This window comes from Arthrobacter sp. 135MFCol5.1 (assembly GCF_000374865.1).
Lineage (GTDB): Bacteria > Actinomycetota > Actinomycetes > Actinomycetales > Micrococcaceae > Arthrobacter.
In genome coordinates this window covers 1-16338 of sequence record NZ_KB895463.1, presented here as the reverse complement: position 1 = coordinate 16338, position 16338 = coordinate 1, and the positions used below count along the sequence as shown (strand labels likewise).

The window sequence follows — 16338 nt, the reverse complement described above, 5'->3', positions numbered from 1 at the left end:
TCCCACTTCGTTGTGACCGGGCAGGCCAGAGCCATTCCGGCTGACATTTTTACTCGAACGGTTAGAACCCAATTAGCAAGGGTACTTACCTTTCATTAGTAAACATGCTTACTATTTTACGGCCAGTACCGCTGGTTCTTGATCAGCAACCAGCCTTCTTTCTGAAAGGAAGAGCGAAGATGACAGAGAACCAATGGCCCGAGGACACCGCAAACACGGCCCCTCAGGCACATACAGGAATCCCCGGCGAGCGCCGGCCCGCAAACTTTCCGTCTCCGGCAGCCAGCTATGGCGCTGAGAGCGGAAACGGGTACGCACCCGCCGATTACGAACAAACCCAAACCATGCCGGAGAGTGCCGGCACCGGTTCTGCGTCCTCACGCACCGAAGCTGCCAAGGACGAGGCAGCAGGCGTAGCCAAGACAGCAGCGGGTTCCGCACAGAACGTGGCACAGACGGCCAAAGAAGAGGCAGCCAACGTAGCCTCGGAGGCAAAGTCCAACGCGCAGGACCTGCTGCACCAGGCCAAGTCAGGCCTCACGAGCGAGGCCGCAACGCAGCAGCAGAAGGCTGCAGAAGGCATCCGCAACATTTCCGGCCAGCTGCACAGCATGGCCAGCGCCCCGGACCAGCACGGCATGGCCAGCGACCTGGTCCGGCAGGCGGCCGAGCGGACATCATCGATCGCCACCTGGTTGGAGAACCGGGAACCCGGAGACCTCCTGAACGAGGTCCAGCGGTTTGCCCGCAACCGGCCCGGAACGTTCCTGCTCCTCGCTGCCGGAGCCGGTGTCCTCGCCGGACGCTTGACCCGTGGCCTTACGGCAGGCGCCCCGGAGTCTACCGGCTCAACCGCATCAGCTGCCGCAGGCCTTTCCGGCCAGCACGCAGGCACGACATACCCGGACCAATACGGCCAGCCGCCGGCCGCCGGTGGTGTAGTGCCTCCGCCGCCCGTCCAGCTGCCCGGTCCGGCCACCACCACGGCCGGATACGACGGCGGCGCGCCGGGCAGCAGCTACCCCGAGTCCACGTCGACTGCCAGCGGCCTCGACAGCCCGCAATTGGTGGAGGAACCGTGGTCCGGAAACCAGGTTTCCGACGACCCCCTGCGCGACCGCGAACTGGCCGATGACCCGATGGCGGCTGACCCCTTCACCCGGGACCGCGCCAGGGGCGGCCAGGCTGGCGGACTCTGATGAGCAGCCACATACCTGAGCCGCCGCCAAGCGCGGCGCATGTGAAAGCGGACAACGCCTCCCTAGGGGAGTTGCTCGGCGACGTAACGCGGGACTTGTCCACCCTCATGCGCCAGGAAGTCGATCTGGCCAAGGCTGAACTGAAGCAGACCGCCACCCGCGCAGGCAAAGGATCCGGCATGCTGGCCGGCGCCGGGGTTGGCGGACACTTCGTCCTGCTGTTCCTGTCCTTGGCCCTGATGTTCGCCCTCGGCGCCGTCATGCCGCTGGGCTGGTCCGCCCTGATCACTGCCGTGGTCTGGGCCATCATTGCAGCTGTCCTGGCCTCCATGGGCCGCAAGGAACTGAAGCAAATCAAGGGCATGCCCCAGACCGGCGAAACCCTTTCTGAGATACCCCCAACCCTTAAACCAGGTGAGGTAAACCGATGAGCGAAAACCCTGACGTCATCCGCGCAGACATCGAAGCCACCCGGGCACGCCTGGGAACAAACGTGGACGCCGTGGCCGACAAAGTCACGCCGTCCAACATCGTCCACCGGCAGACCGACAAGCTCAAGGATGCGGCCACCGGGATGAAGGAGAAAATCATGGGTGCAGCAGACACCGCCACCACCAACGTCCACAACACCACGGGCGCAGGTGCGCACTCAGCGGCGGACAGCCTGCACCAGGCTGGCGACGCCGTCTCGGCAAAGCTTTCCGATGCCGGCCACGCCGTCTCCCAAACCCCGGGCCAGGTGAAGTCAAAGACCGCTGGCAACCCGCTGGCTGCAGGCCTCATCGCGTTCGGGGCCGGACTCCTGGTCTCGTCGCTGATCCCGCCAAGCCAGAAAGAGCGGGAAGCGGCCGATCAGCTCAAGACGGCAGCCCAGCCACTGGCCGCCGAACTTACTGACGCCGCTAAAAACATGGCCCAGGACCTCAAGGAGCCGGCACAGGAAGCCATGGAAAACGTCAAGGCCACGGCAACCGACGCCGCCCAGAACGTCAAAGCTGAGGGCCAGCACGCAGCCGACGACGTCAAAGACCGTGCCGCAGACGCGAAGGACACCGTCCAAAGCAGCTGACGCTCCGCTTACCGCGGCTCCCTAAAGGCAACACCTAAGACGACAGGCCGGCACCGCCACCCGCGGGGTCGGCCTGTCCTCTTGGCCCCGAGATCGAGAGGACTCCCCCAATGGCCACTCACAACACGTCCGAGACCAGTACCGCGAAGGCGGGCCAGGCCCCCGATCCGAACGATTCGCGAAAACCCGGGAGCCCCCGGGACCTGGAGAAGCCCTCCTGGAAGTACATCGCCAGGAAGACGCTGCGGGAATTCAGCAAAGACCAGTGCCCGGACCTGGCAGCGGCCCTGACCTACTACTCCGTACTTTCGATCTTTCCGGCGCTGCTGGCGCTGGTATCCCTCCTGGGAATCTTCGGCGACCCGCAGAAGACCACCTCCGCCCTGCTGGACATCGTCCAAGGTTTCGCCCCCGGGCAGACCGTGGAGACGATCCGGCCGGTGGTCCAGGACCTCGCGAGTTCCTCGGCCGCCGGCTTCACCCTTGTCCTGGGCCTCCTCACGGCACTCTGGTCCGCGTCCGGCTACGTCGGGGCCTTCGGCAGGGCCATGAACCGTGTCTACGAAGTCGATGAAGGCCGTGCCTTCGTGAAGCTGCGGGGCACCATGCTCGGCGTCACCGTCGTGAACCTGCTGATCGTCGTCGTCATCGCGGCGATGCTCGTGCTGAGCGGCCCCGTGGCAGAATCCGTCGGGAACCTGATCGGGCTTGGAGGAGCCTTCCTGACGGTGTGGAACATCGCCAAGTGGCCAGTCATGCTGGTGCTGATCACCGTGGCGATCGCCATCCTCTACTACGCCACACCAAACGTGAAACAGCCGAAATTCCGGTGGATGAGCATGGGTTCGGCCATCGCCTTGGTGGTGTTCCTGCTGGCTTCGCTGGCCTTCGGCTTCTACGTGGCGTACTCCAACAGCTACAACAAGACCTACGGCGCCATTGGCGGTGTCATCGTCGCGCTGCTCTGGCTGTGGATCCTGAACATGTCCCTGTTGTTCGGCGCAGAGTTCGACGCCGAAGTGGAGCGCGGCCGCGAACTTCAAGCCGGCATCAAGGCGGAGGAAACCATTCAGTTACCGCCCCGGGACACCAAAAAGAGCGAGAAACTTCAGCAGCAGATCGAGGAAGACGTCAAGCACGGCAGGGAACTCCGGGAGAAGCACGGCCAGGAGGGCAACGGCGTGCAGAACCAGGGCGAACGGCACCGGGACAAGGTTCGCGAGAAGGTCCGGGCCCGCGCCGAAGAGGGAGAGTCCGACGGCGGGGGCCGGCCGGGCAGCAACATGTAACGGTCCGGGCCGGCCAGGGAGGAAGGGACTAGGCAGGACCTTCGAGAAAGAGGAAAATTCATGGTGAAGGTCCTGTCGAAGTTTCCCGGGCTGTGGGGTCCGGGGCGAAGCGGGGCCGGCGGTGAGATGGCCTCTTCTGAGACCGAGGCCAGTCCCCCCAGTCGCCGTCGGCCCCCCATGGGCCTGCCCTCTTTCGGCGTGACTGGACAAGCCGCGCCTCCTGCAATAGTTTCGTGAATACCTTGCCGGGGCCTTTTGGGAACCGGCGTGGCCGCTGAAGCAGACGGCGGATACAAGCTCCAACCAAATGAGCGAACATGACTGCTACACATTTTGACCAGTTCCTAGCCGAGGCAGTTGTCCCGGACAGGGAGCCCGGACTGGGCCTTGGACGGGACGAGCTCTATGGCCTTTACACCAGCTGGTGCCTCCTGAATAAGGCCGAGCCCCACACCCCGTCCTCCCTGTGGGAGGCGTTGCAGCAGGCAGGCATCGATCCCGACAGCAACAACCTTTCCATGACCGGACCGGCGGCGGCGGACTACATCGTGGCGAGCGCTCCGGACCTCGTGTGACCGCCGGACGCACGCGCCGTCAGGGTTGTGCCAGCGCCAGGAGGTAAGCGGCGAACCCGCCGGGCGCGCGGCCGCTGGTCCGCCCCGAGGTAAGGACGCGCGTGGTGTCAGTGGAAACGATTGCTGCCCCGCCCGCGCGAAGCCGCTCCACCAGAATCCTGTCTTCGTCGCGGTCAATCCCAGGGAAGCCCCCGGCCGCGAGATAGGCCGAAGCGCGGACACCCAGGTTGGCCCCATGGACGTGCGGGTGGTCCTCGGCCAAGGCATGCCGGGCGTGCCAGCGGGCCAACAGCTCGTGGTGTGTCCCATGGGCATCGGGCTCCACGGAGCCAAGGACAAGGTCGGCTCCGGCGGCTGCCAGTTCCAGCTGCCGGAGCAGCCAGTCTTCCGGTACCTGTGAATCGGCGTCGGTGTTGGCCAACCACAGGCGACGTGCCGGAATACCCGCCGCGCCGGAACCGCCCAGGCTTTCCAGCACCGCCCCGCAACCTGCCCGGCGGCTCTTTCCCACACTGTGGAAACCGACGGGCAGGACGCGGAAGCGGAGGTCACGGGCTGCGAAGCCGGCGGCTATCTCCAGCGACCGGTCCGTGCAGGCGTCGAGGACAATAACAACCTCCGCCTCAGTTCCGGGACTGTCCACGGCCAGCCGGTCCGCGGCGGTGCCGGCTGAAGTGAGCGCCCGCTCCAGGGCCTGTTCCTCGTTGTGCGCCGGGATCACGACGGCCACTTTGTCGATCCGCGTTGCCCCCATGCCGTGCCGAAACCCTGCGGCTGGTCCCCCCGAGGCCGCCAGCGTCATGCCACGCCCGTCCCGCGGGCCGGGCACACCTGGACTTCCAGGACGAAGTCGCGCTCCCGGTACAGCCCCGTGGTTGGCCAGCGCAACCGTTGGCGGGCGAGCGCGTGGACGGTGTCGCCGTCGAGCTGCCAGCCGTCGATCGGGTGCCGCCAGTGGCACAGGACCAAGACCCCGCCCGGTTCCAGTGAGGCCTCCACCCGGTCCCACAGGTCAGCGAGCTCGCCGGGGGCCAGGTAGTAGCCGACCTCGGACACCACCAGCAGGTCGAATGTTCCGCGGGGCCAGGAGCCGGGGACCACGCGCTGCTCGACGCGGACTCCGTGGTTGCCGTCGAGCCGTCGCGTGGCTCGGCGAACCGCGGCCCCACTGGCATCAACGGCCAGCAGGCTGCGGCAGCGGCCCGCGAGGTCCTCCGTCAGGGTACCGATGGAGCAGCCCACTTCCAGGCCGCGCTCATAGGTCTCATCCGGGAGGGCAGCGAGGGTGATCGCCCGCTTGCGCCGCTCATACCAGCTCGAGGCGTAGTTCCAGGGGTCGGCGGAGCCGTTATGGACGACGTCGAAGACCTCCTCGGCGTCCTGGCTGGAGTGCGCCGGGCCGGACGCGTCCCGGGGCGGTGTCCAGGCAAACACTTCGTAGCCTCGGGCGAAATGGCCAAGGAACTCACGGCTCAGCAGGGTTTCGTCCCCCTGGGCCGGGGACAGCGGCATGACTTGGCTGGCGTGGGCAGCCATGGCACGTTCCTTGGCCGCGCCGGACTCGCCGTCCAGCGGGAACCGGAGCCACGCCCGCCACTGCTGGTCACCGGGCGTGGCCCAATGCCAGTACCAGATGGGGTACTCCAGCAGTGCGTGGCCATCCTTCCTGGCGGTTTCCGCTGCCACGGCACCGAGTGCGTCGTGGTCGGAGTGGCCGTCGAAACGGTAGGGCGCAACCAGGACCAGCTGGTCGGCCCGCCCGGGCAGCCGCGCCGCTGCATCCCTGACGGCAGCGGCGATGGCGTCAGCGTGGGAGCCGAGGCCGCGGTCCGGAAAACCGAGGAAGCGCCACCGGTCCCCCAATCCCAGGACGGTCAGTGCCGCGGCGAATTCCGCCAACCGGGCCTGCGCCAACTCCTCGGGTGATGTGGTGGGGGAATCCGGGTGGGATCCCTCCCCCGCCGTGCACAGGAGGACTTCCACTTGCGCGCCCAGCGCGGCCAGCCGCGCCATGAGTCCGCCCGCGCCGAGGGTCTCATCGTCAGGATGGGCGGCCAGGACCACGAAGCGCAGCGCAGCGAGTTCATCGGGGCCGAGCGGCAGTTCCGGCGCGACCGACAGTTCGCTTCCGGCCCAGGCTGCTTCGGCGGTGCCTTGGTCCGCGTGCGAGAAGGTCACCACGGGCAGTCACCCTTCAGCGTGAGGCGGCCCAGCTGGGCGTCGTCCCGTGACCCGTGATGCTGGCGCACGTACAGTCCCAGGTCCGCCGTCCGTTTGGCATAGCGTTCGTCGAAGGCAAGTGGGGCGGGGCCCCGGTTGGAAAGCACCAAGTGCAGGACGCGTTCGACGGCGGAAGCAACGGTTCCGCGGACACGCTGGGCTTCGCTCCAGGAACTTTGGCCGTGGGCGCCCAGGCTGCCGTCATCGATGCGTGCCGCGGTTCGGACGAGGTATTGCATGGCGGCAGTGAGGGTGCGGTCCACCTCGCCGAGGGCGGCGAGCGCCACTTGGTCCGGTTCCCTCCCGGCGTCGGCGCCGGCTAGCAGGCCGGCGCGGAAATCGCGGGCCACTCCCACCGCGCCGCCCAGCCAACAGGCGGCAACGCCCACGCCTCCCCAGGCGAAGCCGGGGCGGCTATGATACCAGCCGGTTCCACCCAGGGCCACTGCCGGAACGTGGTCGAAGTGCACGGTTCCACTGGGGATCTCCCGGAGGCCGCGCGCCACCCAGGCGGGCTCTTCGCACCGTACCCCGGGGTGGCGGAGGTCGACGGCGAAAGCCGCCCTGCCGCCGTCGTCCGTATGGGCGGTGATGACGGCACGGTCCAGGCTTGCAGCCAAGGAGCACCACGGTTTGGCCCCGTCCAGGACCACCGTGCCGCCGTCGCGGCTGGCCCGCAGGCTGACGCCGGGGGCCTCTGCCGCGAAGACGCCCCATGACGCTCCGACGCCTTCCCCGGGCGGCTGGTCAGCGGTATCCGTGCCGGCAGCTTGGGAAAGAATGGCAATGGCGTCCATATGCGGCTCTAATACCCGGGCTGCCGCCACGTCAATGGCGGCGACAGAGGCCAGGAGCTCCCATAACAGCTGCGTCCGGCCTTCTCCGGGACGCGGCCAGGTTTCGCCCGCTTCCACGGCCAGGGCCAACAGGGCAGTGACGTCGCCTGCAGCGTCCGGAACTGCGCGCAGGAATGAGCTCCATGGGGAGATGCCGGCGTCGGTGGAATCAAAGAAGACAGAAGTGGTTACCGCTTGCAAACGTTCCTCCATCGACGCTGGGGGCGCCCGGCCCCCGGGACGCATCTACACAGCTTACTTACTATTTGGCGGGAGGATGCGGGCAACGGCGAATCCGTCCCAGCCTTTGGAGCCCACGGTCTGTATTACGGTGGCGTCCAGGCGCGGGTGGTTGCCCAAGAGCGTGAGTGCGTCAATGATTCCGGGCGCATTGACCGGATCCATGCCCGGGTCCAGGACCGCACCCTCCCAGATGGTGTTGTCCACCACCACGGTGGCACCCGGCCTGCACAGCCTGACGGCCCACTCAAGGTAGTGGCTGTTGTTCTGCTTGTCGGCGTCAATGAAGATGAAGTCGAACGGTTCCCGGTCCTCTTCCTCAAGGGCGGCAAGGGTGTCGAGCGCCGGCCCCAGCCGGATCTCCACTTTCTCCCCCAGGCCGGCGGCGTCAATGTTCGCCCACGCCACCTCGGCGTGCTGGGGCAGGTATTCGCACGTGACCAGCGTGCCACTGGGCGGAAGGCCCCGGCCCAGCCAGATGGTGCTGTAGCCGGCCAGCGTTCCTATTTCCAGGATGCGGCGGGCCCCGGACATCTGGACCAGCAGCTTCAGCAGCTTCCCGGCGTTGGGTGCCACCTCGATGGCGGGCATCCCGGCATCCGCCGCCGCCCGGATGGCCTGCTGGAGGGCCGCATCCGGATGCACCACGGTTCGGGACAGGAACTCTTCGGTGGCTATCCACTCCGGACGGGGCTTGTGCTCGAACATGGGCACAGTTTGGCACGGGGCGCCGTGGGGGTCCAGATGCGTCCGGTCCTCCCGCGGGCTCAGGATTCCTGGGCCAGTGCGCCTTCCAGGCGGTCCACTTTCGCGGTGATTTCGCCCGAGTAACCCGGCCGGATATCAGCCTTGATCACCAGCGACACCCGGCTGCCGTAACGTCCCACAGCCTCGGTGGCACGCTTGACGACGTCGAACACCTCGTCCCATTCACCCTCGATGGTGGTGAACATCGAATCCGTCTGGTTGGGCAGACCCGACTCCCGGACGATCTTCACCGCGGCGGCAACGGCGTCGTGCACTGAAGCGTCGTCGGGCCTGGCGCCCTCGCTGGGAACACCTGAGGGAGCCACGGAAAATGCAAGCAACATGCCCCCAGTGTCCCACGCGGATCCCGGCCGCCGCAGGCTGGACCACCGGCAGCGGCCGTCACATAAGCGCCTACCCTGCGGTAACCATGCCGGCCGGAGCCTCCGTTGCTAACCTGTTGGCCATGAGCCTCGCAGTCGCCCGAAAGCCCCTCCGTGCGGACGCAGCGCGGAACGTGGACAAGATCATCACGGCGGCGCGCCAGTGTTTCCGGGAATTCGGTCCCGAAGTGCCGCTCCAAACCATCGCAACAACGGCCGGAGTGGGCCCGGCTACCCTGTTCCGGAACTTCGCGGACAAGGAAGAACTGGTCCTCGCTGCGCTCAACCGGCAACTCCGCCTTACCGTGGACCCCGTCATGGACGGCGCCCTGGCCGATATCGACGCCACAGCGGGGTTGCTGCGCGTACTCGAAGCACTGATGGCAGCCGCCAGCGCCGACGCCAACCTGCTGTGCGCCGTCGCCGGGCGGCGGGAACTCCTCACCGGGATCACCGGTTCGCTCATGGAGTCCATCAGTGTGCTGCTGGTCCGGGGACAAGGACAGGGCACGCTGCGTGCCGACATTTCCATGACCGACATGTTCCGGCTGCTTGCCATGCTGATCGGCGTGGTGGACACCATGGAGCCCGGCTCCGATGCGTGGCGGCGGCCCCTGGCGCTGGTGGAGGATGCCATCCGCGCCGACCGGCCGGCGCGTCCGCTTCCCGCGCACGTGCCTGTCCCGGCCCCCACAGCCTGAACCGGCGCTGGCCCACTGGCCATCCGCCGCGGCGCCGTGCCAGGTCCATTGCCGGGCGGGATACATTGTGGGGGCGGTTACATTGTGGGGGCCTTGTCCAGTGCCATAGAATCTGGAGAGGTTAAGCAGCCAGCCGCGGGAATTTCAGCTGGAGGCGACCCATGAGCAATTTTGCGCCCTTCCGCCGCGCAATGGCAGCACTGCAATGAACAGTTCACACCTTGTCCGCTACCTCACGGACCCCCGTGGCCCCGAGGAAGTCCTCCCGGCCCTGGAGCCTGCGGAACTCGCGGAGCTGCTGGACGCCCTCTACCAGAACCTTGATACGCCAGAGCCCGAGTTCGGCGCCGAGGCGTGGTACGAGATGGCAGTCGAGGAAAGCTGCCGCAGGGCCGCTTCGCCCGATGGAGCCAGCCAAAGACTGGCTTAGCCAGCGAGCCCCCGCCCGGGGCTCATCCCGGACAGCACGGAAATACAACCCGCCCCTGCTCGATACCGGGCACGGCAGTCAGGATTCTTCCGGGGCCTATTCTGCAGCACCGCCTTTGCCCTCGGGCCGGCCCGGTTCGGTGTCGTGGGCATGCGGGTGGTGTTCGTGGAACTCGTTGGGGACGTGTTCTTTCGCTTCCATCAGGTGCTGCTGCAGCTTTTCTTCCGCATCCCGGCGCCGCCTGGCAGTGTCCCGCAGTTCCCGGGTTCCTTCCGAGCCGCGGGGATCAAGATAGGCGGACCGCTGCTTCGCAGGCTGCTCCGCTGGCGAACTCCCGGCGGAGTAATCTTCCGGCCTGTCTTTCCCGGCGTCCTCGGTGCCCTGGCCGTCTTCCGGCCCGGCGGGCCGTGACTGTTCGTCCATTTCGGTTCCTCCTTTGTGGCAGCGCCCGTGAGGGCCGCCTCTGTTCCAGTGCACCATACGCGGCACCCGGAAGGCTGGGGGCGTTAGGCCCTGCCGCCCTCAGCCCGCTTGCGGACCTCCCGGCGCACCAGGGCTTGCAAGGCAGGGGCGGACGACGACGGGTCCAGGTCGAGTGCCGCCTGCAGCCTCTGCGACAGGATTTCCAGGTCCTCCGGCGGCACGTCCGACAGGCCTGCAAAGCGCTTGAAGAAACGTTTGGCGGGAAGTCCCGCCCGGCGTCGAGCATTTTTTTGCCGGGGACCGCCCGCCAAGTCCCTTGCCACCTGCAGCTTGTTTTCCATGGGTGCCGTTCATCGCGAATGCCGTGGCCAGCTGCATAAGCCGATTTCATGATACAACCGGCAAACCACGCAGGGCGTGATCTATATCACTCTGTGATGCTGGTGGTCAGTTCCAGCCCAGCAGCCTCAGCAGCGCCGCGGTTCCTGCCCCGGCGATAACCACCACCAGGAAAGGCGCCCGGAACGCCAGGGCCACCGCGGCCGCGGCCAGCGCACCCAGCCGTGCGTCGGCGGCCAGCGCCTGTCCGGAGGCCACGGCGTTGACCACGGTCAGCGAGGCGAGCAGCCCGATGGTCATGGTGCCGGCAATACGCGAGGCACGAGGGTCCGCCAGGAGCTTGGCAGGAACGAAATACCCCACGAGTTTCCACGCGTAGGCAAGGGCACACGCGATCAGCAGCCAGATCCACAGGCTCATGGGGCGGCCGCCGGGCCAGTGGTGTCGCCGCGCTCCGCGCCTGCCTGCGGTGCACTCCCGCGAGCGTGGCGGCCGGCCGGGTGCCCGTATGGCTCGATGTCCGGTTCGAGGCCTTCGTCACGCCGGCCGTGGCTTAGCCATCCCGCCAGCGCCGCCACCACAGCTGCCACCAGGATAGGGACCCCCGGCGGCACGAACGGCACGGCAATCACGGTGGCTACGGCGCACGCCACCGCGATCGCAACGGGCTCCCGGCCCTTTAGCCGCGGCCAGAGCAGTGCGAGGAACGCTGCCACGGCGGCGCCATCGAGTCCCCACCTCTTGGGATCGCCCAGGCCGCTCCCGGCCAGGGCGCCTACGAGCGTGAAGATGTTCCACAGCACATAAATGCCAATCCCGGCGGTCCAGAATCCGCGGCGCTGCTCGGCCGGATCCGTCTGTCCGGTGCTGGTGGCGGTGGACTCGTCGATGGTCAGCTGCGCACCCACGTACTTGCGCCAGCCGCTGGGCCTCAGCAGCGCGTTCAACTGCATGCCGTAGATGCCGTTGCGCATGCCCAACAAGGTGGCGGCGCTCATGGCGGCGATACCCGAGCCTCCTCCGGCAACGACACCGATGAACGCGAACTGCGAGCCGCCGCTGAACAGGAGCAGGCTCAGCGCCATGGTCTGCCACAGGTTGAGGCCGGACGTCACTGACAACGCCCCAAAGGAGATTCCATACAGGCCGGTAGCGATGCTGATGGAGATTCCCACCTTCACCGCGGGCGAGCCCGTCAGTTTCACGGCCGGCCTCCCGGCGGGCACCCTGGCGAGGCCGGCTTCCGCAGGCTCCAGGCCCACAGGATCAGTGGCGCCTGCAGCGGGAGCCGCAGCGAGTGGATCTTCCGGCGGCGGGGCGAACCCTCCGGACCGTACGCCCGCACCAGGGCGTCGACGTGCCCTGCCAGGAATGCGGTGAACATTCCGGTGAGGGCGGTGGCAGTCAGCTTCCGGGTAGGCGGGAGGAGGACGCCGACGGCGGCAGCCAGTTCCAGCAGCCCGCTCACCGCGATCCATTCGTCCCGGGAAAGGAGCGCCAGCGGGTGCTGGGGCACCTGAGGCAGACCGGGTTGCGGATCCACGCGGCAGAGGTATTCCGGAACAACGTCACGGAAGAAACCAGGGTCGCGGAAATGCTTGCCGGCACTGGCCAGCAGGAGGGCACCCATGGCAGCGGCGGACAAGCCTTGGAGTGGAAGGCAGTGCAAGGGCAGGACGTGCAAGGGCAGGACGTGCAAGGGCAGGCCCTGGACAGCGGGGCCGGACCGGGGAAAAGACATGGAACCACTCAACCACAGCAGGAGCGGGCGCTCGCAACCGGCCGTGCCAGCTGCGGCGATGCCGACGAGAGGCGGCGCTGCGTCTTTCGTCAGGCCCAGGTGAGCGTGGCGCTGCCGTAGGCCGGGGGCGGAGACGGATAGTCCAGGGGCCGGCCGCCGGAAAGCAGGGGCGGCCCAACGTAGCGGAGCACGCCGTAGGGGCTGTCCATGGTGCGGTACTCCGGTGCTGCCAGCTCCCCGCGGACTGCCTCGGTGTCCGGCAACGCAAAAAGTTCCTCCGCCGTCCGGGTCAGTGACAGGTGCGCAGCGGCGCCCACCCCAGACTGCCTGCGGCTGTCCAGCAGGTGGATCACCGCCGCCGCCACGCCGTACCCTGTGGCGTGGTCCAGTGCCTGGACCGGGAGGGCACCCGGGCGCCACCCGTCGTCGTCGTTCCTCCCGTATGCGCGGGCAATCCCGCAGGCGGCCTGGACAATGCTGTCGAAGCCGCGCAGGCCGCTCCAGGGCCCGGTCGTGCCCCAACTGTTGAGGGTAACCACCACCAGGCCCGGGTGTGCGGCCAGCAATTCCCGGGGGTTGAGCCCAAAACGGTCCAGGGCGGCGTGCCGGTAGCCGGTGACCACTACATCCGCACCGGCCAGCAGCTGCCGCAGGCTGTGCTGGTTTGCCGGGAGGCCAAGATCGGCTTCCGCGCTGCGCTTGCCGAACGCCGTGTCCACGAACTGGTCCGCGATCTCGGGGAAAGCCGGCGGGTCGATCCGGAGGACATCCGCTCCGAGCGCGGCCAGCAAACGGGTGGCGACGGGCCCTGCGATAACCCGGGTCAGGTCCAGGACGCGGACGCCACCCAGGGGCCGGCCAACAGTGTGCCGACGACCCGGGGTTGTTGCGGCGACGTCAGCCAGGCCCAGGCCCGCCGCCGCACCATCGGCAAACTCCACAGCGGCCCAGGGTCCTTGGCCGGCGGCCCGGCCCATGTCCGTCGCCAGCCATTCGGTGCGGGTCCTTACGGCCGCAGCGATCCCGCCGTTGCCTTGGATGGCAGCTTCCGCCTGCAGCGACGGCATGGCGCGGAGTGCCTGATCCGCGTCATCGGCGGAGGACGCCCCCAGCGCCTGCAGCAGCCGCTGCTCATGGTGCGGGTAGTTGGCGTGCAGCCGGATCCAGCCGTCCGCGGTGCGCCGGAAGCCCGACAGCGGCGCGAAGCCCTGCGGCTGGCGCCCCTCGATCCGCAGGTGTCCGAAGGAGTCGAAGGCTGCCGCCGTCAAGGCAGCGGTGGTGCTGAACCGGCCCGCGTCACCCGTGTACCGGTTCAGCGCCTCCGCCGCTGCCCCCACCGACTGCAGGGCCAGACCCTCCACGTCCAGCGAACCGGCCCACCACCTGCGCGGGAAGGATCCGCCGACGCCGCCCTCCGCCACGGCCGTCCTACTTCGCCTGCGGTGACGCCACGCGGAGCTGGCCCAGGACCCGGGCCGGCACGTTGGTGGTGATCTCCTGGATGCCCAGTTCCTGGCACAGGTCAACGTCCTCCGGCGCGTCGACTGTCCAGACCCTGAAGCGCCGGCCGGAGTCCAGCCAGCGGCGGACGGTGTCCCGGCGTTCGCGGACATAGTCGATGCCTGGGCCCGCCATGCCCACCAGGCAGTCGTCCAGGATTTGTTCGCCCTCAAGTTGGGTGGCCTTCATCAGGTTGGCGATCGCTCCGCCGGTAATCGGGCCCACGCCCAGTCCGCCGCGTATCTCGTGGACGGTGAGATCGTCCACGAGCTGGCAAATGTAGCGGGGCGGGACGGATTCCAGGAGGTGGCGGACTGAATCGGGGCTGAAACTCATGAAGGTCACGGCCACGTTATCCAGCGTGGAGCTTTCCGGATCCCAGCCTTCGCTGCGGAGCACTTCCAGTACCCGGTCCTCCAGCTTGAGCTGGTAAGGGCTTGGATGCTTGAGCTCGATGGCCAGGCCCACGGGCCGCCCCGCACCGCGGAGGATGTCCAGGAGCTCCGGAAGGGTGAGGAACTGCTCGGAACGGGCGCCGTAGGCCTCGGGAATCCGCGCCCCCTTCCACGACGAAAAGTCCAGCTGCCGCAGTTCGTGCAGGGTCCGGTCCCCCACCGGCCCCGTGCCGTCCGAGGTACGGTCCAGGTTGGCGTCGTGGAGCAGTACCACGTGCTGGTCCCGGGTCAGGTGGACATCGCACTCCACCCCGTCGGCCCCGTCAGCCAAGGCCTGCAGGTAGGCGGCGCGGGTATGTTCGGCGTAGGTGCCGCTGGAGCCCCGGTGGGCGTAGACCAACGGCCGTTGCGGCACAGACTCGTCAGTTGTCATGCTCACACGGTAGCGGACCGGCTTCCGCCTTCGGGGCTAGGCTTGGCACATGCAGGTGAACTCTGAGGCAACTACCGGGCACGCCGCGCAGGATGCACCAGCGGAGGCGACGCGGCAGGTGCCGCAGGGCACCTTGGCGGCAGGCGCCGTCGTCGCCCGCGATCCTGGCGCCGGTGACGCCGAAAAGGCGGCAGCGCTGCGGAAAATGAAGCTGCTGGCGCTGAGCCTGCTCATTGCCATGGCCGTGATCTTTGTCTTCGCGTTTGCCCTCCAGAAGGACTACCCGTGGCTGCAGTACGTGCGCGCAGCCGCCGAGGGGGGCATGGTGGGCGCGCTCGCCGACTGGTTTGCCGTCACTGCCCTGTTCAAATACCCCATGGGCATCAAGATTCCGCACACCGCGATCATCCCCCGCCGGAAAGACCAGATCGGCGCTTCCCTGGGCGAATTCGTGGAGACGAATTTCCTGTCCGAACAGGTGGTCCAGGACAAGCTGGCAAGCGTCAACATCGCCGGCCGTGCCGGCCAGTGGCTGGCCGCGCCGGGTGGTGCGGAGCGGGTGGCCAAGGAAGGTGCCGCCGTGATCCGCGGCGCCTTTAAGGTTTTGAATGACGACGACGTCCAGGCCGTCATCGAGGGCATGGTTCGCAAGCACCTGCTCACCCCGCCGTGGGGCCCGCCGGTGGGCAGGCTCGCCGAGCGGATCTTCCATGACGGGCACCACCACACCCTGGTGGACCTGATGGTGGACCGCGCCGCGGACTGGGTGGACGACAACCACGAGACCGTCAGCCGCCTGGTGTCCGACCGCTCCCCCACCTGGGTGCCGCAGTTCGTGGACGGGCTGGTGGGCGACAAGGTGTACGTCGAGATCCTGAAGTTCGTCCGGGCCGTCCAGGCCGACCCCAACCACCAGGTGCGGCAGTCGATCGACAAGTACCTGAACGACCTCGCGCAGGACCTTCAACACGACCCGGCCATGATCGCCCGGGCCGAGGACATCAAGGCCCAGGTCCTGGGTGATCCCGAGGTGCGCGAACTCGCGTCCCGCACATGGGGCACCGTCAAGAATGCGCTGCTCGGTGCCGTGGACGATCCCGACAGCGAACTCACCGTCAAGTTCAAGGCAGCCGTGCGGGATTTCGGGACCAGGCTGGTGGGCGACCCCGAACTGGCGGGGAAGGTCAACGCCTGGATCGGGGACGCCGCGGCCTACTTGGTAAAGACTTACCGCTCGGACATCGCCGGGGTCATCACGGACACGGTGGCCCGTTGGGATGCCGAGGAGACCTCGCAGAAGATCGAACTGCAGGTGGGCAAGGACCTGCAGTTCATCCGCATCAACGGCACGGTGGTGGGCTCCCTGGCGGGGCTTGCGATATTCACCGTGGCGCAGCTCATCTTCGGGTAGCTTTCGCTCCCGCAGGTCCCGGGTGCGTTTGGCGCGTACGACGGCGGGATGAGGCTCGCACGCTCACGGCACCTTGGTTGCGCCAGACGTTGGGGCACCGGCAGCTGCTGGGGAAGGACTGGTCGGCAGGCATAAATGTCAGTGCCTCGTTGGATGATGTGTTTATGGGAATCGGTGCGGATCTGGCGGTGGTGATGGGTGTTTCTGCCTCTGTTGCTGCGCTCAGCGGGCTGGTTCTGGAGGATGCTGCGCTTTGTTCCGGCGCCGACGTTGGTGCTGAAGTGGACGTGTTGCAGCGGCGGTATGAGTCATGTCTGGGGCGGCTGGAGCTGGTGGCACGGTTGGAGGCCCAGCTGGCGGCGGTGAAAGCCCAAGACGTGGCGGATGCCGTTGACATCCAGCATGCT

The 16338-nt window shown here is 67.5% G+C and carries 20 protein-coding genes and 1 pseudogene; 9 read left to right on the top strand and 12 right to left on the bottom strand.

Annotation, left to right across the window (positions count from 1 at the left end):
- Nucleotides 1-179: 179 nt before the first annotated feature.
- The 5 genes from C563_RS0115830 (at nt 180) to C563_RS0115810 (ending at nt 4132) form a co-directional block, all read left to right on the top strand.
- Complete coding sequence (locus C563_RS0115830) at nt 180-1199, top strand: hypothetical protein (protein ID WP_018763050.1); 1020 nt, start codon at nt 180-182, stop codon at nt 1197-1199.
- On the top strand, nt 1199-1630 hold the full coding sequence (locus C563_RS0115825) for a phage holin family protein (RefSeq protein ID WP_026264948.1): 432 nt from the start codon (nt 1199-1201) through the stop codon (nt 1628-1630). The genes C563_RS0115830 and C563_RS0115825 overlap by 1 nt, the downstream gene beginning before the upstream one ends.
- Complete coding sequence (locus C563_RS0115820) at nt 1627-2268, top strand: DUF3618 domain-containing protein (RefSeq protein ID WP_018763048.1); 642 nt, start codon at nt 1627-1629, stop codon at nt 2266-2268. The genes C563_RS0115825 and C563_RS0115820 overlap by 4 nt, the downstream gene beginning before the upstream one ends.
- A 110-nt stretch (nt 2269-2378) precedes the next feature.
- Nucleotides 2379-3557, top strand: coding sequence for a YihY/virulence factor BrkB family protein (locus C563_RS0115815; RefSeq protein WP_018763047.1), 1179 nt, complete (start codon nt 2379-2381; stop codon nt 3555-3557).
- A 317-nt stretch (nt 3558-3874) separates the two neighbouring features.
- Entirely contained in the window at nt 3875-4132 is a 258-nt protein-coding gene (locus tag C563_RS0115810) for a hypothetical protein (RefSeq protein ID WP_018763046.1), read from the top strand.
- Nucleotides 4133-4151: 19 nt separating this feature from the next.
- Here the strand turns inward: C563_RS0115810 and C563_RS0115805 are convergent, their stop codons facing one another.
- Genes C563_RS0115805 through C563_RS0115785 form a run of 5 tightly spaced genes read right to left on the bottom strand, consistent with a single transcriptional unit; the run spans nt 4152 to nt 8519 of the window.
- Entirely contained in the window at nt 4152-4886 is a 735-nt protein-coding gene (locus C563_RS0115805; protein WP_043424329.1) for a glycosyltransferase, read from the bottom strand.
- A 44-nt stretch (nt 4887-4930) separates the two neighbouring features.
- A complete protein-coding gene (locus tag C563_RS0115800; RefSeq protein ID WP_018763044.1) occupies nt 4931-6313 on the bottom strand; it encodes a bifunctional PIG-L family deacetylase/class I SAM-dependent methyltransferase in 1383 nt (460 codons plus the stop codon).
- The gene (locus C563_RS0115795; protein WP_018763043.1) at nt 6307-7389 is read right to left on the bottom strand and encodes an acyl-CoA dehydrogenase family protein; all 1083 of its coding nucleotides are present in this window, start codon (nt 7387-7389) and stop codon (nt 6307-6309) included. Before C563_RS0115795 ends, C563_RS0115800 begins: the two co-directional genes overlap by 7 nt.
- A gap of 54 nt (nt 7390-7443) precedes the next feature.
- Nucleotides 7444-8136: an O-methyltransferase gene (locus C563_RS0115790; protein WP_018763042.1), complete on the bottom strand. Its 693-nt coding sequence runs from the start codon at nt 8134-8136 to the stop codon at nt 7444-7446.
- Between the two features lie 59 nt (nt 8137-8195).
- The gene (locus C563_RS0115785; RefSeq protein ID WP_018763041.1) at nt 8196-8519 is read right to left on the bottom strand and encodes a thiamine-binding protein; all 324 of its coding nucleotides are present in this window, start codon (nt 8517-8519) and stop codon (nt 8196-8198) included.
- A gap of 122 nt (nt 8520-8641) precedes the next feature.
- Between C563_RS0115785 and C563_RS0115780 the strand changes: the two genes are divergently transcribed.
- Nucleotides 8642-9259 carry a TetR/AcrR family transcriptional regulator gene (locus tag C563_RS0115780; protein ID WP_026264947.1) on the top strand — a complete coding sequence of 206 codons (618 nt, stop codon included), beginning with the start codon at nt 8642-8644 and terminating at the stop codon, nt 9257-9259.
- Between the two features lie 205 nt (nt 9260-9464).
- Nucleotides 9465-9689: a hypothetical protein gene (locus C563_RS0115775; protein ID WP_018763039.1), complete on the top strand. Its 225-nt coding sequence runs from the start codon at nt 9465-9467 to the stop codon at nt 9687-9689.
- A gap of 96 nt (nt 9690-9785) precedes the next feature.
- Here the strand turns inward: C563_RS0115775 and C563_RS0115770 are convergent, their stop codons facing one another.
- From C563_RS0115770 to C563_RS0115740, 7 genes are all read right to left on the bottom strand, one after another.
- Entirely contained in the window at nt 9786-10112 is a 327-nt protein-coding gene (locus C563_RS0115770) for a hypothetical protein (RefSeq protein WP_018763038.1), read from the bottom strand.
- An 83-nt stretch (nt 10113-10195) separates the two neighbouring features.
- A complete protein-coding gene (locus C563_RS0115765; RefSeq protein ID WP_018763037.1) occupies nt 10196-10453 on the bottom strand; it encodes a hypothetical protein in 258 nt (85 codons plus the stop codon).
- Nucleotides 10454-10559: 106 nt separating this feature from the next.
- Complete coding sequence (locus C563_RS0115760) at nt 10560-10871, bottom strand: AzlD domain-containing protein (RefSeq protein WP_018763036.1); 312 nt, start codon at nt 10869-10871, stop codon at nt 10560-10562.
- Nucleotides 10868-11656, bottom strand: coding sequence for an AzlC family ABC transporter permease (locus tag C563_RS0115755; protein ID WP_081624198.1), 789 nt, complete (start codon nt 11654-11656; stop codon nt 10868-10870). The genes C563_RS0115760 and C563_RS0115755 overlap by 4 nt, the downstream gene beginning before the upstream one ends.
- The gene (locus tag C563_RS21470; RefSeq protein ID WP_442852943.1) at nt 11653-12192 is read right to left on the bottom strand and encodes a DoxX family protein; all 540 of its coding nucleotides are present in this window, start codon (nt 12190-12192) and stop codon (nt 11653-11655) included. Before C563_RS21470 ends, C563_RS0115755 begins: the two co-directional genes overlap by 4 nt.
- An 89-nt stretch (nt 12193-12281) precedes the next feature.
- Nucleotides 12282-13613, bottom strand: a complete 1332-nt coding sequence (locus C563_RS0115745) for a CoA transferase (protein ID WP_018763032.1) — start codon at nt 13611-13613, stop codon at nt 12282-12284.
- A gap of 7 nt (nt 13614-13620) precedes the next feature.
- A complete protein-coding gene (locus tag C563_RS0115740; RefSeq protein ID WP_026264945.1) occupies nt 13621-14520 on the bottom strand; it encodes a glycerophosphodiester phosphodiesterase in 900 nt (299 codons plus the stop codon).
- Nucleotides 14521-14569: 49 nt separating this feature from the next.
- Here C563_RS0115740 and C563_RS0115735 point away from each other — a divergent pair, with 49 nt between their 5' ends.
- Entirely contained in the window at nt 14570-15931 is a 1362-nt protein-coding gene (locus tag C563_RS0115735; protein ID WP_026264944.1) for a DUF445 domain-containing protein, read from the top strand.
- A 164-nt stretch (nt 15932-16095) separates the two neighbouring features.
- Nucleotides 16096-16338 (top strand): annotated as a pseudogene (locus C563_RS21465) (HNH endonuclease signature motif containing protein); the annotation flags it as partial.